This is a genomic window from Maribacter luteus (assembly GCF_009674825.1).
GTDB classification, from domain to species: domain Bacteria; phylum Bacteroidota; class Bacteroidia; order Flavobacteriales; family Flavobacteriaceae; genus Maribacter_A; species Maribacter_A luteus.
In genome coordinates this window covers 457,355-472,201 of record NZ_WKJH01000030.1, presented here as the reverse complement: position 1 = coordinate 472,201, position 14,847 = coordinate 457,355, and the positions used below count along the sequence as shown (strand labels likewise).

Below are 14,847 nucleotides of genomic sequence, written 5' to 3'. Positions count from 1 at the left end.
AGGAATCCATTCAAAGTTGTTTGCGATTATTCCCCAACCCAATGTTCTACTTTTGAATCAAATATTCAATGAAACATTATGGTTGATGATAAAATACATATACAAGAGAAAGGGTTTGTGCAACCCATTGGTACAAATGAAATACATCTTATTTGCGATATTGAAATTTCACACCATGAAATTACCATGAGTACCCTTATGCAATAATCTATCAGAAGTAGTTTCCCCAAATCTTACTGATAAAGACCAGTTCCTGTGGAGCTGGTCTTTCTGTTTGTTTTAAAATCAAATTTGAAGAGATAAATTATATGTAATTGAAGGTTAAAAGAGAGGTTTTCATTTTCATTCGATTATTGAAAGTAGGCTATTTTAAGATGTAACTAGGAAAAGTATTGGCTTTTTACCAAATATCATGTGCCTTTTTTAAAGGATAGTGGATGTAATAACGTGATTATGTTATAATTCCGAAATCTCGGGTAATTATCATACAAGTGGGGAATTTGCAGTAATTTTGAAGCTTATTTTCTATTCTCGTCCTTTATTTTTCCCTATTTGAAATAAAAGGAACTGGGCTTATATCGTTCAAAACTAAACTGTGAAAAAAGCTATCCTTTATATGATTATCAGCACCTTTTCATTCACTTTAATGAATTCGGTGGTAAAATATCTGTCTGGCTTCCCGACTTTTGAGATTGTTTTTTTCAGATCCTTGGGGTCTTTTGTTCTGGGAACTACTTTTATATTATGGAAAGGCATTGATATTTGGGGTAATAAAAGATCATTAATGTTACTAAGGTCCATTATAGGATTGACAGCCATGAGTCTTTTCTTTATGTCATTAAAGTATCTATCAGTGGGAACGGCCGTTTCCCTTCGGTATTTATCTCCCATATTCGCTACTTTTTTTGCCCTAATATTGTTGAAGGAAAAACTTAAGCCACTACAATGGCCCCTATTTTTCATGGCCTTTTTAGGCGTTCTTGTTTTGAAAGGATTTGATGGCGCTATTGATAATACAGGACTTGTTTTAATATTGGCTGCTTCGGTTTTCAGTGGTTTGGTTTATGTTGCCATTCGTAGGATAGGAAAAAGCGATAAACCAATTGTAATCGTGAATTATTTTATGTTCGTAGGAACGGTTATCGGGGGTGTTCTGAGTTTATTCAATTGGAAAAATCCTGAAGGTAACGATTGGTTGTTGTTTTTAAGTTTAGGGATATTTGGTTTTTTCGGTCAGATATTTATGACCAAGGCATTTCAAGTTGCCAAAACCAATTTAGTGGCGCCATTAAAATATATTGAAGTAATTTTTACCCTAACCGTAGGTGTTTTATGGTTTGGAGATGTATATACTATATGGAGTCTCTTGGGTATTCTTATGATTGTTGGGGCACTTGTAGCCAATGTTTTTGTAAGCAAGGATTGAACATTGTTTACTGGGATAAACGGACATAAAATTATAACGCTTTAATAAATCTACTATTTAGTAAATGGTTTTATTTTTAGTTTATAATGACCGCTTGTCGCTTTTTCACGATAGGTTTGTAACTGTCTTATAGCAGTGCCACCGACCCCTGAAACTTTATGGTCAATATTCAATATGATATTTGATGATTCTTTTAGTTGATAGGTGTAAACGGCACGAGAGAGGTTATCGGTGTCATATTTGTGTAAACTGAAATTCAGTGGTAGATCACCCGAAATCAATAATCCATTTCCTTTTTCGTCACTAACTTTCAACCACCTAACATCGGTACGGTTGCCATAATCCTGAGGCAAGATATATGGCACGTACATTTCATTGGCATTTGAATCATACACTCCGAATTTAGCCCCGGTCTTTCTATCGGGATAGGTTTCAAAAGGCCCTCTTCCGTACCAAGAAACTTGATTAAAGCTCTTTGGTAATTGAAACTGTAACCCTTCTTTTGGGAGAATATCCGGCATGGGGCCATGAGGGGTTATTTCTTGATCCAGTTCCAAGGTTCCGTCAGGGTATATTGTCCAGGTTTCATCTCGCTCAAAAGCAGAAACGTCGTTGCTTTGTTTTATCGAAGTATAAGGGTCTAAGGATGATGCAGACCAAATCTTCACTTTCACCCTAACTTCTTTAGGACTTTTTGTAATGTCAATAGAATCAACTAGGTTATGCAAATCGCGCAGCCCTAGAGTACGCAACTGATTATCTATGGATCTACCATAACCAGGGGTCATGTTCTTGCTAGGATATTTATAAGCTCCCCAAGGATCAACGTCATTTGCCAACGGAGCGCGCCAAACCTTAAAATCCGGACCATTTTCCAAATACTCGGAGCCTTTAAACAAAAAGGACGTCCATTTGCCATTTTCCTTATTGAATATATAAGTGAAATCCTTGTTGTAGATCTCTATTTCCGTACTACTTTCATTAATTTTTATTTTTTCTGAAACCGATATTACCGGTTCCGGTGTATTGGCCTTTTTCAAAATGAATTGTTCCCAGGCAACTTCATGGCTGTTGTTCGCCCAACTTTCATTTTCCTTCAAAGTGAATCCTATGGTTAAAATAAGCTCTCCTTGGCCCGATTTCGTTTTACATGGAATATTGATTTCGCTTGATTTTTGGGCAGCTAGGTCTAAGGAAAGGCTTCCGTTTTCAATTTCTTTACCATCTTCCAATAGGGACCAATAACCATTCAATTGGTTGAGGTTTTTAAAATGATGGTAATTGGTTATTTTAACCTTATATGTTAAAGCGTCAATCAGCTCGAGGCTAATAGGTTGACCAGATTTTTTTATTTGATGAATTTCAGGTTGTACGGTGCGATCTGGCCAAATTACCCCATAGCTTCTTCCCCCCAATCCAACAGCATAAAAGTCCTCACCTTTTGTATCAGTATCAAAATCCAATGCCAAAACGGCATCCTGTATGTTATTTTGTAACTGTAATAAGGAAACTGGGTGGTCAAAGATCCGAACATCATCAATGATCATGCTAGACATGCGTCCACTATATTCCCCTTGATCCTGTTTTTCTGCTTCCCTTCCTATACCTAGTGGAAAAGCTGTGGTGGATATGTTTCTTGAAAATTGCGTTTGCGATACAACTTTTTCATCTACATATAATTTCAAATATTGGCCATCATATATCCCAGCTATATGGTGCCATTTATCATAAAAATCAGGTCCTACCTTTACTTTGGCCGAAACCCTATCATTGATCAAGTAATTAGTTGCATTTTTTGAATTCACATAAAATTCCAAGGTTTCTGAATCTCGCATTTGTATGCCATATTGCTCAATTCCTTTACTCAAGAACACATTGGTTTGTGGAATTTTCGAAGGCTTAACCCAGAAACCTATGGCAAGGGCCTTACCGGTAATATCAAGAGATGGGTCTCGATAAAACTCCACCCAATCATCATGTCCTGAGAACTGTAGACCTCTGCCATGTTTTCCTTCAACAAAAGAAGGTCTTCCCATAATTTGTCCGTCATTCTTTTTGGGTGATTTATCTGGTAATGTCCAGCGAGGAGTGTTGATACCTGGGCTAACAAAATCCCAAATGGCACCGCCCATTGATTTCGGGGAACGTCGTATTACTTTCCAATATTCATCTAATCCACCCAAGCTATTTCCTGTTGGCGCCAAGTATTCATCCATAAAAGAAGAGCGGTCGTCATCTTTGGGCAACATATCACCTTTTACGACATGGCGTAAACCTAAGGGGATATAATATCGAGGCCCGACAATATCCTCAAAAGGGATATAGAAGGTGTTCCCTCCGTACATCCATGCAGGTCTACTTGGGTCTATTTCTTTTCCGGTTTCAATTACGGCCTTTATATTTTCCCCGCTCCCAGATTCATTACCGGCACTCCATATAATCACTGAAGGATGGTTTCTGTCCCTATACACCAATTTCCTGCTTCGGTCTTTGTACATCTCTGTCCATTTTGGATTTTCGGACTGCTGAATATTGGCATGGGCCTCATCGCCAACTTCATCTACCACATAGATTCCCAATTCATCGGCAAGGTCTAAATACTCCGGGGTGGGAGGGTAGTGGCAGGTTCTTACACAATTCAGGTTGAACCGTTTCATGATTTCAAGATCTTTTCTAAGGGTGGCGATCGGCACGGCCTGACCTTTTTCTGGATGATGCATATGACTGTTTATGCCATTGAGTTTGATCGGTATACCATTTACCGTTAAGACATTGTTTGTATACTCCACTTCTCGGAAACCAATTTTTTCAGAAAAGGATTCTAACAGATTGCCGTCGTTATCTTTTAAATTCACTAAAAGGGTATAACGATTCGGCATTTCTGCCGACCACTTTTTAGGATGTTGAACCTGTACGGTAATATCTATTTTTTCCGATGCGTTTGGATGCACGTTCAAGAGACCTGATTTGGCCTTTCTTCCAAGGATGGAGTTGTTATTGTCATCAAAGACATCGATTTCAAGTTGTATTTTTTTTGCGGTATCTTCTAGGTTCCCAGTAATTGTTGATAGGCTTAGGGTAGCGTTTTCGTATGCCCCGTCCAAATCGGTAACCACATAATGGTCCCGAATCATGGTTTTGGGTTGGGCGTATAGTTTAACATCCCTGAAAATCCCCGATAAGCGCCACATATCTTGATTTTCCAAGTAAGAACCATCACTAAACCGAATGACTTGTACGGCCAAAATGTTCTTACCGGTTGTAACAAATGATGAAATATCGAACTCTGCAGGTTCAAAACCACCCTGGTTATATCCAACACGTTTTCCGTTTATCCAGATATAGGAGGCCGATTTTACACCTTCAAAACGTAATTTTATATTCTTGCCTTCCCAAGTTTCGGGAATATCAAAAGGTTTACGATAGCAGCCAACGGGATTATAATAAGAAGGTATATGGGGAGGGTCGCTCTCAAAGGACAAACTGATATTTCTGAATTTTGCATGTCCGTAACCTTCCATTTGCCAATTACTCGGCACCTTTATTTTATCCCACTCAATGGTATTGAAACTTGGAAGCCAAAAACCTTCGGGAACTTTATCTACTGTGGCTACCCATTTAAAATCCCATTCGCCATTGAGTAAATGATAGTTTTTACTTTCCGATGGGTCATTTTTTAAAGCTGCCGATTCTGTGTCAAAGGAAACATGGAATGCGTGGGGTGCCGTTTGTCCTTTCTCGAAAATAGAAGGGTCTTGCCAGTCATTAGGAGAAAATAGTACCTCTTGGGAAATGACCATTGCAGGAACAACAAACAAAAGAAAGATGGAAATGGATATGGTTTTGTTCATTTCTTAAAGGGATTGGTATGGATTAAGTTTTAATAGGGTCTGGTGTCCTGTAAAGTTAAAATAATGATTTGATTATAGGTTTTAATATGACTGATAATTCTATAAAAAGGGCAGTGAAAATCAAAAAATAAACAAGATTATTTTTTATTGTCTCATTTAGTGACAATAATACTTTGTTTTGTGGAAGTTTTGTCTTTAATTTGATAAGGTTATGGCAGAAAAAATTAAAAATGAATCGGAAATAACTGAAAGTAAGAAGTTTATGCCCAACCTTTCTTACGATTCCGTCATTTTTGGGTTTAATGGTAAGCAGCTGAAAATATTAATTTTAGAATATCATAACACCGGTTTTTTTGCTTTGCCAGGTGGTTTTGTCAGACGAAATGAAAGTTTGGATGATGCCGTTAAAAGAGGAGTGAGGCACCGTACCGGTTTAGATCGGATTTACCTTGAACAGTTTCATACCTTCGGGGACATAGAACGCTCCGATTCAGAAGCCATGATGCGCATACTTGAAGAGAATGGAATGGATCTGAAGACCAATCAGTGGATGTTGGATAGGTTTCTTACCGTAGCCTATTACGCACTTATTAATTACGATGAGGTGACACCTAGGCCCGATAAGTTATCGGATAGTATAAGCTGGTATTCTATCGATGAATTGCCTGCATTGATGATGGATCATAAAAAAATCGTAGAAAAAGCATTGCAGGTATTGCGCGAAAATTTGGAAAAGAAATTGATAGGCATGAACCTTCTGCCTCCCAAATTTACCATGAAACAATTGCAACAGGTTTATGAGGCCATTTTGGGTGAAAATTTGAGAAGGACTACTTTCCAAAGGCGTATTTTAAGTATGGATATCCTTGAACGGCACGATAAGTTGTTTCAGGGAAAAGCCCATAAAGCGCCATATCTATATAGTTTCAAATCAGAGAAAATTATTTAAACTAGAATAATCAACTTTAAAACAATTACTAATATGAAAAATTTAAGACTGAATAGTAAATTCAAGGGATTATTGCTTGCCTGTATGCTTTTTGGGGTTCTTGCGACCAACGCCCAGGAAAAATTTGGCGGATTGGCGCTCTATACCGTACGTGATGCCATGGGAGAGGATGCCAAGGAAACCCTAAAGGCCGTGGCCGATGCAGGATATGAAAACATTGAGGCTGCTGGCTATTCCGATGGTAAGTTTTATAATATGACACCTTTGGAATTCAAAGCTTTTGTAAAAGAACTCGGGCTTAACCCTATCAGTACCCACCAAGGTTCGGTTACTTTGGATAATGCCGATGCCATGATGGCCGATGTAAAAGCGGCTGGGTTTAAGTATTTTGTGGTACCGGTACCTCCTATGGGCCTGTTTAAGGTTGATAAGGAAACTAGAACCATGGGAATGTCCGGTGGGGCAGAGAATTTGGCCAACATACTTACGACACTTGGGAAAAAAGCTAAAAAAGCCGGACTTAAGTTGCTTTATCATAATCATGATTTTGAATACAAAAAAGATGCCGATGGCATAATACCCATTGATTATCTATTGGAAAATTGCGATCCTAAATATGTAAACTTTCAAATGGATCTGTATTGGGTCACCAAAGCGGGTGCCGATCCAGTCGCTTATTTCAACAAATACCCTAAAAGATTTAAAATCTGGCATGTTAAGGATATGGATGATCAAGGAAGGTTCGCCCCTGTAGGTAACGGCCATATCGATTTTGCAAGGATTTTGGCGAACAAGAAATTATCAGGTATGAAATACTACATGGTAGAACAAGATAAGACCTTTAATATGGAACCACTTGAAGCCATAAAAGTTAGCCATGAAGGGTTACAGAAGATTGGATTTAAATAGGCAGGTAAAATCTTTAAAATAGATATATGTGTCAATACAAAAGAATTTACGCTATAGGAATTTCTTCAATTCTACTTGTTCTGGGCAGTTGTGGAAATAATTTCACCACAGAACAAAAAGACGGTTATGTAAGTGTTAAGAACAAAGGCGCAACAGAATTGGGGTATACCCCTGAATCCGGTGTTACCCTTTTAACAGTAGATAAATACGCTTTCAAAGACTTGAACAAAAATGGAGGGTTGGATCCTTATGAGGATTGGCGTTTATCCGCTGACGAACGGGCAAAGGATTTGGCTTCCAAGATGACTTTGGAAGATATTTCCGGGCTTATGTTATATAGTTCCCATCAATCCATACCTGGTGCAAGTCATGGTTTTGGTTCATCAAACTACGGTGGCAAACCCTTTCCTGAAAGTGGTGCTATGCCTAGTGATCTTTCAGATGAGCAAATGAAATTCCTAAAAGAAGATCATTTGAGACATGTTCTAATTACTAAAGTGGAAACCCCTGCAATTGCTGCTCAATGGAATAATAATGCTCAAGCTTATGTTGAGGGCATTGGTTTTGGTATTCCAGTTAATACCAGTTCGGACCCTAGACATGGCAGTGATTCGTATGCTGAATTCAATGCCGGTGCAGGTGGGGCTATCTCAATGTGGCCGGGAACGCTTGGTATTGCGGCATCTTTTGACCCAATGTTGATGCGAAAATTTGGTGAAATAGCATCTAAAGAATATCGTGCCTTAGGCATTGCTACCGCTCTTTCACCCCAAATAGATTTGGGAACCGAACCCCGTTGGAGCCGCTTTGATGGCACCATGGGTGAAGACCCTGATATGGCAACGGATATGGCAAGGGCATATGTAGACGGTTTCCAGTCTAGTAAAGATGGAAATTGGGGTACTGAAAGTGTCAATGCCATGGTAAAACATTGGCCAGGCGGCGGACCGGAAGAAGGAGGTAGGGATGCCCATTTTGGTTATGGGGCCTATGCCGTTTATCCTAGAAAGAACATAAAGGATCACATGCAAACCTTTATCGAAGGAGCATTTAAATTAGATGGGCCTACCCAAAAGGCAGCTGCGGTTATGCCGTATTATACCATTTCATCCGGTGAAGGTGAAAAGGTTGGGAACGGCTTCAATAAATATTTGATTACCGATGTATTACGTGGGGATTACGGCTATGATGGTGTATTATGTACGGATTGGGCCATTACTAGGGATGTTTCATCGGTTGATAAATTTGAAGGTAAAAGTTGGGGAGTAGAAACCATTTCAGTAGCAGAGCGGCATTATAAAGCTATTGAGGCAGGTATGGACCAATTTGGTGGGAATAATGCTATGGGACCCATATTGGAAGCCTATAAAATGGGTGTTGCCGAGCATGGGGAAACTTATATGCGTCAACGATTTGAAGCTTCTGCGGTACGTTTACTAAAGAATATTTTTAGGATAGGGTTGTTTGAAAATCCCTATTTAGAGATTACGGAAACAGAAAAAACCGTAGGCAATCCGGAATTTATGACGGCTGGTTTCGAAGCTCAATTGCGTTCAGTGATCATGCTTAAAAATCAAAATAAAGTACTTCCCATTAAGACTAAAAAGAAGGTTTTTATTCCAAAAAGATATATTGCACCAAGTACCAATTGGTGGGGTGTCGTAACACCGGAAAAAACCGAATCACCTTTTAACAATGAGGTCGTGGCCAAATATTTTGAAATAGTAGAAAGTGCCGATGAAGCTGATTTTGCCATGGTGGGTATTAATAGTCCCGATGGTGGTGTTGGTTATGATAAGGCCGATTTGGACAAAGGCGGTAATGGGTACGTACCTATTAGTTTACAATATAGTCCTTATACGGCAACCCATGCCAGGGAAACAAGTTTGGCAGGAGGTAGTCCGTTTGAAGATTTTACCAATCGTTCGTACAAAGGTAAATCGGTAAAAACCAATAATACCACGGATATGGCTTTGGTCAATGATACAAAATCAAAAATGGGAAATAAGCCGGTAATCGTAGTAGTTCACGTTTCGAAACCTATGGTCTTTTCTGAAATAGAGAAGAGTGCAAGCGCCATTTTGATTCACATGGGTGTTCAGGATCAGGCTTTATTAGAAATTATTTCGGGTAACAAAGAGCCTTCGGCATTACTTCCTTTTCAAATGCCGGTTGATATGAAGACTGTTGAAACCCAATTCGAAGATGTACCAAGGGATATGGAACCTTATGAAGATGCCGATGGTAATCTTTATGACTTTGCATTTGGCTTAAATTGGAGCGGGGTAATTAAAGATGATAGAGTGGATAAATACAAATGACTTTGACTACCAGTTTAATTAAAACCTAGATTTTCATTGCAAAAAAAGTCCCGAAGAAGTTTTCGGGACTTTTTTTAATAGGTATATAAAAGTTCTAATCCTTAACATCTGGAAGGTTTATGCCTTTGGTCAATAAGGTTAATCCCATTAACACAAGCCAAATAACCTTAACATGGAATATGGGCTTATATATTTCAAAGTTATCAGGAATGCCCATTATAATGCCCATAGCGGCAATTCCCATAACAATGGTCAACCAACCTAATCCTTTGTTCAAGATATTCCATTTTACAAATGCCGACCCTAAAATAACCAGTCCTACACCGGAAAATACACGTCCAAAACGAACAAAACAGGTTACATAATGGTTCGTAAATAGTAATCCATCCATAATCTGTTGGGTCTCTTCGGGTGTTTTGCCCATTGTATTGCCAACACCCCAGGCTCCGAACGTATAATAAAAAGCGGCTGCTATCGCCAATGTAAAGGTACCGACGATTATCATTCCGGTTCCAGGGTAGATCAATACACGATAAGGTTTCTTAGTTGCTATTCCGGTCAATGCGAACATGGCAATGCCCATAATTACCCATCCAAAGATATGTACACGATATAACCATATCCATGTCCATAAGTTTTTATTGATCTCTTCAAAGTCAGAAGCCACAATATATTCACCCAAATGATGGGGCGAAAAGAACCATCCCCCCCATAGCAATATGGCCGATACGATAAAGGCCCATCCGATAATCTTTGTTTCGAAATCTTTTTTCATAATTCTTTATTTTGATTTCTTCAATGTATTGGAAACAGTCCTTTTTATTTGTAACATTTGTTACATTCTTTTATTTAATTAGCATAATTTCAGTGTTTTAGGTTTCATTTTAATATGAAAATCATAATATTGGTTGCATTTTAAAGGCATCAAAAAGAGACATTAAAAGTGTAGGTGAAAAGTTTTACCTATTTTTAAAATGCTATTGGTATTTTTGACTTTTTAATCTATCAAATAGTATAAAGGAAATTTACCTATCAATCATTAATATGTGTCATGGGAAGAACAGCGACCAGTGCAAAGCAAACAACTTCGGGATTGGAAGAATACTTTCAACAATTTAGGTCACATATTGTTGGGGTAGGGCAATCTTTTTTATCCCCCTATGGAGAACAGAAGATACTATACGCGGATTGGACAGCAAGTGGAAGGCTGTACGGTCCTATTGAGGATAAACTAGCGGTAATGATCGGCCCTTATGTAGCCAATACCCATACGGAAACTTCTTTTACGGGCTCGGTGATGACCATGGGTTACCATGAAGCACGCAAAAAAATAAAGCAACATGTAAATGCGAATTCTGATGACGTGTTGATTACGGTAGGTAGTGGTATGACAGGTGCGGTGAATAAATTTCAACGTATTTTAGGTCTAAAAGTATCTGAAAACCTGCGCAAGCATACCGAGATTCCTGAAGAATTAAGACCTATTGTCTTTGTTTCCCACATGGAACACCATTCTAACCAGACCTCTTGGTTAGAAACCATCGCCCAGGTTGAAGTGATACCCTGTAATGAAGAAGGACTTATTTGTTATAACAGTTTTCAAGACTTATTGGCTAAATATTATGATCACCCACTAAAGATAGCTTCAATAACAGCATGTTCCAATGTTACGGGCATACAGACCGATTATCATAGGATCGCAAAGATGATACATGCCAATAATGGACTTTGTTTTGTCGATTTTGCCTGTTCGGCACCCTATGTGAATATTGATATGCACCCTGAAAATGAAGAAGAATATTTGGATGCCATCTTTTTTTCTCCGCATAAATTTTTAGGAGGGCCGGGCTCCAGTGGGGTTCTGGTATTCAATAAAAAGTTATATAAAAACCTTATTCCCGACAACCCGGGAGGAGGCACGGTTACTTATACGAATCCTTGGGGAGACCATGATTATATAGATGATATCGAAACTCGGGAAGATGGGGGGACCCCTGGTTTTTTACAGGCCATTAGAACGGCATTGGCTATTCGGTTAAAGGAGAAAATGGGTGTGGAGAATATCCATGCTCGTGAAAATGAGATGAATAGCCGAATTTTTCAGCAGTTGGGTAAAATTAAAAACTTGCACATACTTGCCGAAGAACATAAGGATAGGCTGGGTATTTTTTCGTTTTATATTGATGATGCCCATTATAATTTGATCGTTCGGCTTTTGAATGACAGATTCGGTATTCAAACAAGGGGAGGGTGTTCATGTGCGGGAACTTATGGGCACTTTCTATTGCATGTAGACCAATTGACCTCAAAAGCCATCGAAAAAATGATTTTGGAAGGTTGTTTAATGGAAAGACCAGGTTGGATCCGAATGTCCATTCACCCTACAATGACCAATCACGAAATTGATTTTATCTGCGACGCGATTGCTCAAATAGCCCAAAACCATAAGGAATGGAGTAAGGATTATACACATAATCTGGCCAAGAACGAATTTGAACATATAAAAGGAAACCAAAATGAGCAAAGTTTGGTCAACTCCTGGTTTAAGGATTAGGGTACATTTTTAAGAGTTGAATCTACAGAATTAAAAGCTTTTCAGTTTTTTTATAAAATTCTACCAAAAAATCAATGGATTTTTAAAAAGTAATCGGGTTAAAGGTTTAGAATTTAAAATTAGAGGGTTATTTTTGATACGCTCCTAGTGTACAATTTAAATCTCGGCAATAATCGTATGATTAAAGAACTGCAAGCGAATTACGGACATATTTTTGAAGAGGAATTAATCAATGAAATTAACCAGACAGGAACATATAGAGAGGTTCATGAAGGTCATAAACTCATGGAAATCGGCGAATATGTAAAGTCTATGCCCTTGTTGATTTCCGGTGTCATAAAAGTGCTGCGTGAGGATGGTGATGGCGATGAATTATTGTTATATTTCTTGGAACATGGCGATACTTGTGCCATGACCCTCAACTGTTGCATGGGGCACACCAAGAGCGAGATCAGGGCGATAGCGGAAACCAATGCCAAATTGATCATGATCCCTATACAAAAAATGGAGGAGTGGTTGGCGAAGTATACCAGCTGGCGAAATTTTGTTCTTCTTAGCTACCACAATAGATTGAATGAGATGTTAGAGACCATTGATAGCATTGCTTTCTTGCGGATGGATGATCGTCTTTTAAAATATTTAAGGGATAAGGCCAGAGTAACCAATGATAACGATATCAGTACCACTCATCAACAAATTGCCTATGAATTACATACTTCCCGGGTTGTAATCTCAAGATTATTGAAAAAACTTGAAAACTTGGGAGAGATAGAACTTCATAGAAATCAAATTAGGCTGGTTAACATTTAAAAAACGTAAGTTCTTCATTTTTTTGATAACGCGGTTTTGAATAAGCTCGGGATAAGCGGGGTGAGATCAAGGTAACGGATGCATATTGTAATGAACTTTGTAACCTATGTTACTTAATAACCGGGGAAACGATTATACTTTTAACTCATTGGTATTTTAGACCTTTTGTAAGGTTGTAGAACTCGTTTATAAGGTCCTATAATCATGTAGAAGTGCCTATAAAAGCAGTTAGTTGATAGCAAGGGAGGGACACATTCATTACTGTCGTTCCCTTGTTTTAATCTGAATCGGAATCGATTCATTAAAAAAGAAACAAATGTCATTTTTAAGTTCACTCTTTGGGGGAAAAGCCCTTGACCCGGATAAGTTCAAAGTACTTGATGCAAAAGCCTTTAAATCGGCCGTAAAAAATAAAAAAGTTCAATTGGTAGATGTTCGTACACCTGGAGAATATAGGGCTGGACATATTGGAAAAGCCGTGAACATAGACCTTTTCCAGAGGCAAAGCTTTAGGTCTTCTTTTGAAAAATTGGATAAGGGCAAACCTGTTTATCTGTATTGCAGATCAGGGGCCAGAAGTAGAAAAGCGGCACGCAAAGTTTTGGATATGGGGTTCGAAAAAGTATATGATCTTAAAGGAGGTTATATGCAATGGTGATAAACCCATTTATCCTAATGTTAAAAGATTAAACAACCAAATTAAATAATTTCAGCAATGAAAAAAACGATTATAGTTCAGAACTTGAAATGTGGCGGATGCGCCAGAACCATTACCAATAAACTGTCCGAATTAGAGAATATTTCAGAAGTAACGGTTGTACCCGAAGACTCTTCCGTAACATTTACCTATGGTACGGCGGATGATCTTTCAAAAGTCGAGGATAAACTTCAGCACTTGGGGTATCCTTCCATTGATAGTAAAAACACCCTGGCTTCTAAGGCAAAATCTTTTGTAAGTTGTGCTACAGGTAAAATGGCGAAAGAATGAAAACACTATATCATATTGCCATTATCCTCTTGTTTATCGGTTGCAAGGATTCGAAGAAAAATGAGACAACAGCAATAGACAACACCCCCGAAACAGCAACCATGATTTCCGACCATCCAGGAAAGAAAATCATGGAAACCAAATGTTATGCGTGCCATGATGCGACCACTCCTGAAGAAAGTCGATTGGCACCACCTATGGCCGCTGTTAAAATGCGATACCTAATGGGTGTTTCGGACAAGAATGAATTTATAGATGATTTTTTGGATTGGGCCGATAAACCAACATTGGAAAAATCGAAAATGCCGGGAGCCGTTCAACGATTTGGCGTAATGCCCTATTTGCCATATCCCAAAGAAGATATAAAACTCATAGCCGATTATCTTTATGAAAACGATATTGACCAACCAGAATGGTTCGAGGAACATTATCAAAAGAACCATGGCAGGGGCCAAGGTATGGGAAGGGGAATGGGCAATGGTAACGGAATGGGTAGACAAATGCGTATGGGTACCGGTCAGAATACTATCGATTATAATGCCTTGGGTATGAAATATGCCCTTTCGACCAAGGCACAATTAGGTAAAAACCTGATAACGGCAATTGAAAAGAAAGGAACTGTGGGTGCTGTTGAATTCTGTAACGTTAGGGCCATTAAATTAACCGATAGTATGGCAACGGTTCATGGAGCAAAAATAAAAAGGGTTTCCGATAAACCTAGAAACCCTGATAATATGGCAAATTCCAAAGAGCTTGGGTATATCACGGCCTTTAAACAAATGGTTGCAGATGGTAAGGATATCAGTCCCATGATAGATGAAATAAATAATGAAGTACATTTTTATTATCCCATAACCACGAATACCATGTGCCTTCAGTGTCATGGTGTGCCTAACGAAAAAGTGACAGGGGAAACCTTAAGTACATTAAAGGCTTTCTATCCTAAAGATCAAGCCCTTGGCTATAATGAGAACCAAGTAAGGGGCGTATGGAGTATTGTTTTTGATAAAAAGTAACCTTAACGCTTTTAATACTTAAA

The 14,847-nt window shown here is 38.6% G+C and carries 11 protein-coding genes and 1 pseudogene; 10 read left to right on the top strand and 2 right to left on the bottom strand.

Annotation, left to right across the window (positions count from 1 at the left end; all coding sequences use genetic code 11):
• Positions 1 to 616: 616 nt before the first annotated feature.
• Together GJ691_RS19885 and GJ691_RS19880 are read left to right on the top strand one after the other, a co-directional pair.
• A pseudogene (locus GJ691_RS19885) lies at positions 617 to 928 on the top strand (EamA family transporter); the annotation flags it as partial.
• A gap of 33 nt (positions 929 to 961) precedes the next feature.
• Complete coding sequence (locus GJ691_RS19880; protein ID WP_343033514.1) at positions 962 to 1,426, top strand: DMT family transporter; 465 nt, start codon at positions 962 to 964, stop codon at positions 1,424 to 1,426.
• A gap of 53 nt (positions 1,427 to 1,479) precedes the next feature.
• Here the strand turns inward: GJ691_RS19880 and GJ691_RS19205 are convergent, their stop codons facing one another.
• The gene (locus GJ691_RS19205; RefSeq protein ID WP_154369951.1) at positions 1,480 to 5,277 is read right to left on the bottom strand and encodes a beta-galactosidase small subunit-related protein; all 3,798 of its coding nucleotides are present in this window, start codon (positions 5,275 to 5,277) and stop codon (positions 1,480 to 1,482) included.
• A gap of 211 nt (positions 5,278 to 5,488) precedes the next feature.
• Between GJ691_RS19205 and GJ691_RS19200 the strand changes: the two genes are divergently transcribed.
• The 3 genes from GJ691_RS19200 to GJ691_RS19190 all read left to right on the top strand — a co-directional run bounded on the left by GJ691_RS19200 (position 5,489) and on the right by GJ691_RS19190 (position 9,456).
• A complete protein-coding gene (locus GJ691_RS19200) occupies positions 5,489 to 6,226 on the top strand; it encodes an NUDIX hydrolase (protein ID WP_154369949.1) in 738 nt (245 codons plus the stop codon).
• 84 nt (positions 6,227 to 6,310) lie between these two features.
• Positions 6,311 to 7,135, top strand: coding sequence for a sugar phosphate isomerase/epimerase family protein (locus GJ691_RS19195; RefSeq protein ID WP_246200235.1), 825 nt, complete (start codon positions 6,311 to 6,313; stop codon positions 7,133 to 7,135).
• A 26-nt stretch (positions 7,136 to 7,161) separates the two neighbouring features.
• On the top strand, positions 7,162 to 9,456 hold the full coding sequence (locus tag GJ691_RS19190) for a glycoside hydrolase family 3 protein (protein WP_154369945.1): 2,295 nt from the start codon (positions 7,162 to 7,164) through the stop codon (positions 9,454 to 9,456).
• Between the two features lie 94 nt (positions 9,457 to 9,550).
• Here the strand turns inward: GJ691_RS19190 and GJ691_RS19185 are convergent, their stop codons facing one another.
• Positions 9,551 to 10,231 carry a hypothetical protein gene (locus GJ691_RS19185; RefSeq protein ID WP_154369943.1) on the bottom strand — a complete coding sequence of 227 codons (681 nt, stop codon included), beginning with the start codon at positions 10,229 to 10,231 and terminating at the stop codon, positions 9,551 to 9,553.
• Positions 10,232 to 10,507: 276 nt separating this feature from the next.
• On the opposite strand from GJ691_RS19185, the gene GJ691_RS19180 reads away from it, so the two are divergent.
• The 5 genes from GJ691_RS19180 to GJ691_RS19160 all read left to right on the top strand — a co-directional run bounded on the left by GJ691_RS19180 (position 10,508) and on the right by GJ691_RS19160 (position 14,824).
• Complete coding sequence (locus tag GJ691_RS19180; RefSeq protein ID WP_154369941.1) at positions 10,508 to 12,010, top strand: aminotransferase class V-fold PLP-dependent enzyme; 1,503 nt, start codon at positions 10,508 to 10,510, stop codon at positions 12,008 to 12,010.
• A 177-nt stretch (positions 12,011 to 12,187) separates the two neighbouring features.
• A complete protein-coding gene (locus GJ691_RS19175) occupies positions 12,188 to 12,820 on the top strand; it encodes a Crp/Fnr family transcriptional regulator (protein WP_154369939.1) in 633 nt (210 codons plus the stop codon).
• A gap of 316 nt (positions 12,821 to 13,136) precedes the next feature.
• On the top strand, positions 13,137 to 13,478 hold the full coding sequence (locus tag GJ691_RS19170; protein WP_154369937.1) for a rhodanese-like domain-containing protein: 342 nt from the start codon (positions 13,137 to 13,139) through the stop codon (positions 13,476 to 13,478).
• A gap of 57 nt (positions 13,479 to 13,535) precedes the next feature.
• Positions 13,536 to 13,808, top strand: a complete 273-nt coding sequence (locus GJ691_RS19165; RefSeq protein WP_154369935.1) for a heavy-metal-associated domain-containing protein — start codon at positions 13,536 to 13,538, stop codon at positions 13,806 to 13,808.
• Positions 13,805 to 14,824, top strand: a complete 1,020-nt coding sequence (locus tag GJ691_RS19160; RefSeq protein ID WP_154369933.1) for a c-type heme family protein — start codon at positions 13,805 to 13,807, stop codon at positions 14,822 to 14,824. The genes GJ691_RS19165 and GJ691_RS19160 overlap by 4 nt, the downstream gene beginning before the upstream one ends.
• Positions 14,825 to 14,847 lie beyond the last annotated feature (23 nt).

Bases quoted from the DNA above. Each gene is read 5' to 3' on its own strand.
- GJ691_RS19175 (WP_154369939.1), top strand. From the start codon at position 12,188: ATGATTAAAGAACTGCAAGCGAATTACGGACATATTTTTGAAGAGGAA.
- GJ691_RS19170 (WP_154369937.1), top strand. From the start codon at position 13,137: ATGTCATTTTTAAGTTCACTCTTTGGGGGAAAAGCCCTTGACCCGGAT.
- GJ691_RS19165 (WP_154369935.1), top strand. From the start codon at position 13,536: ATGAAAAAAACGATTATAGTTCAGAACTTGAAATGTGGCGGATGCGCC.
- GJ691_RS19205 (WP_154369951.1), bottom strand. From the start codon at position 5,277: ATGAACAAAACCATATCCATTTCCATCTTTCTTTTGTTTGTTGTTCCT.
- GJ691_RS19185 (WP_154369943.1), bottom strand. From the start codon at position 10,231: ATGAAAAAAGATTTCGAAACAAAGATTATCGGATGGGCCTTTATCGTA.
- GJ691_RS19880 (WP_343033514.1), top strand. From the start codon at position 962: ATGGCCTTTTTAGGCGTTCTTGTTTTGAAAGGATTTGATGGCGCTATT.
- GJ691_RS19200 (WP_154369949.1), top strand. From the start codon at position 5,489: ATGGCAGAAAAAATTAAAAATGAATCGGAAATAACTGAAAGTAAGAAG.
- GJ691_RS19180 (WP_154369941.1), top strand. From the start codon at position 10,508: ATGGGAAGAACAGCGACCAGTGCAAAGCAAACAACTTCGGGATTGGAA.
- GJ691_RS19190 (WP_154369945.1), top strand. From the start codon at position 7,162: ATGTGTCAATACAAAAGAATTTACGCTATAGGAATTTCTTCAATTCTA.
- GJ691_RS19160 (WP_154369933.1), top strand. From the start codon at position 13,805: ATGAAAACACTATATCATATTGCCATTATCCTCTTGTTTATCGGTTGC.
- GJ691_RS19195 (WP_246200235.1), top strand. From the start codon at position 6,311: ATGCTTTTTGGGGTTCTTGCGACCAACGCCCAGGAAAAATTTGGCGGA.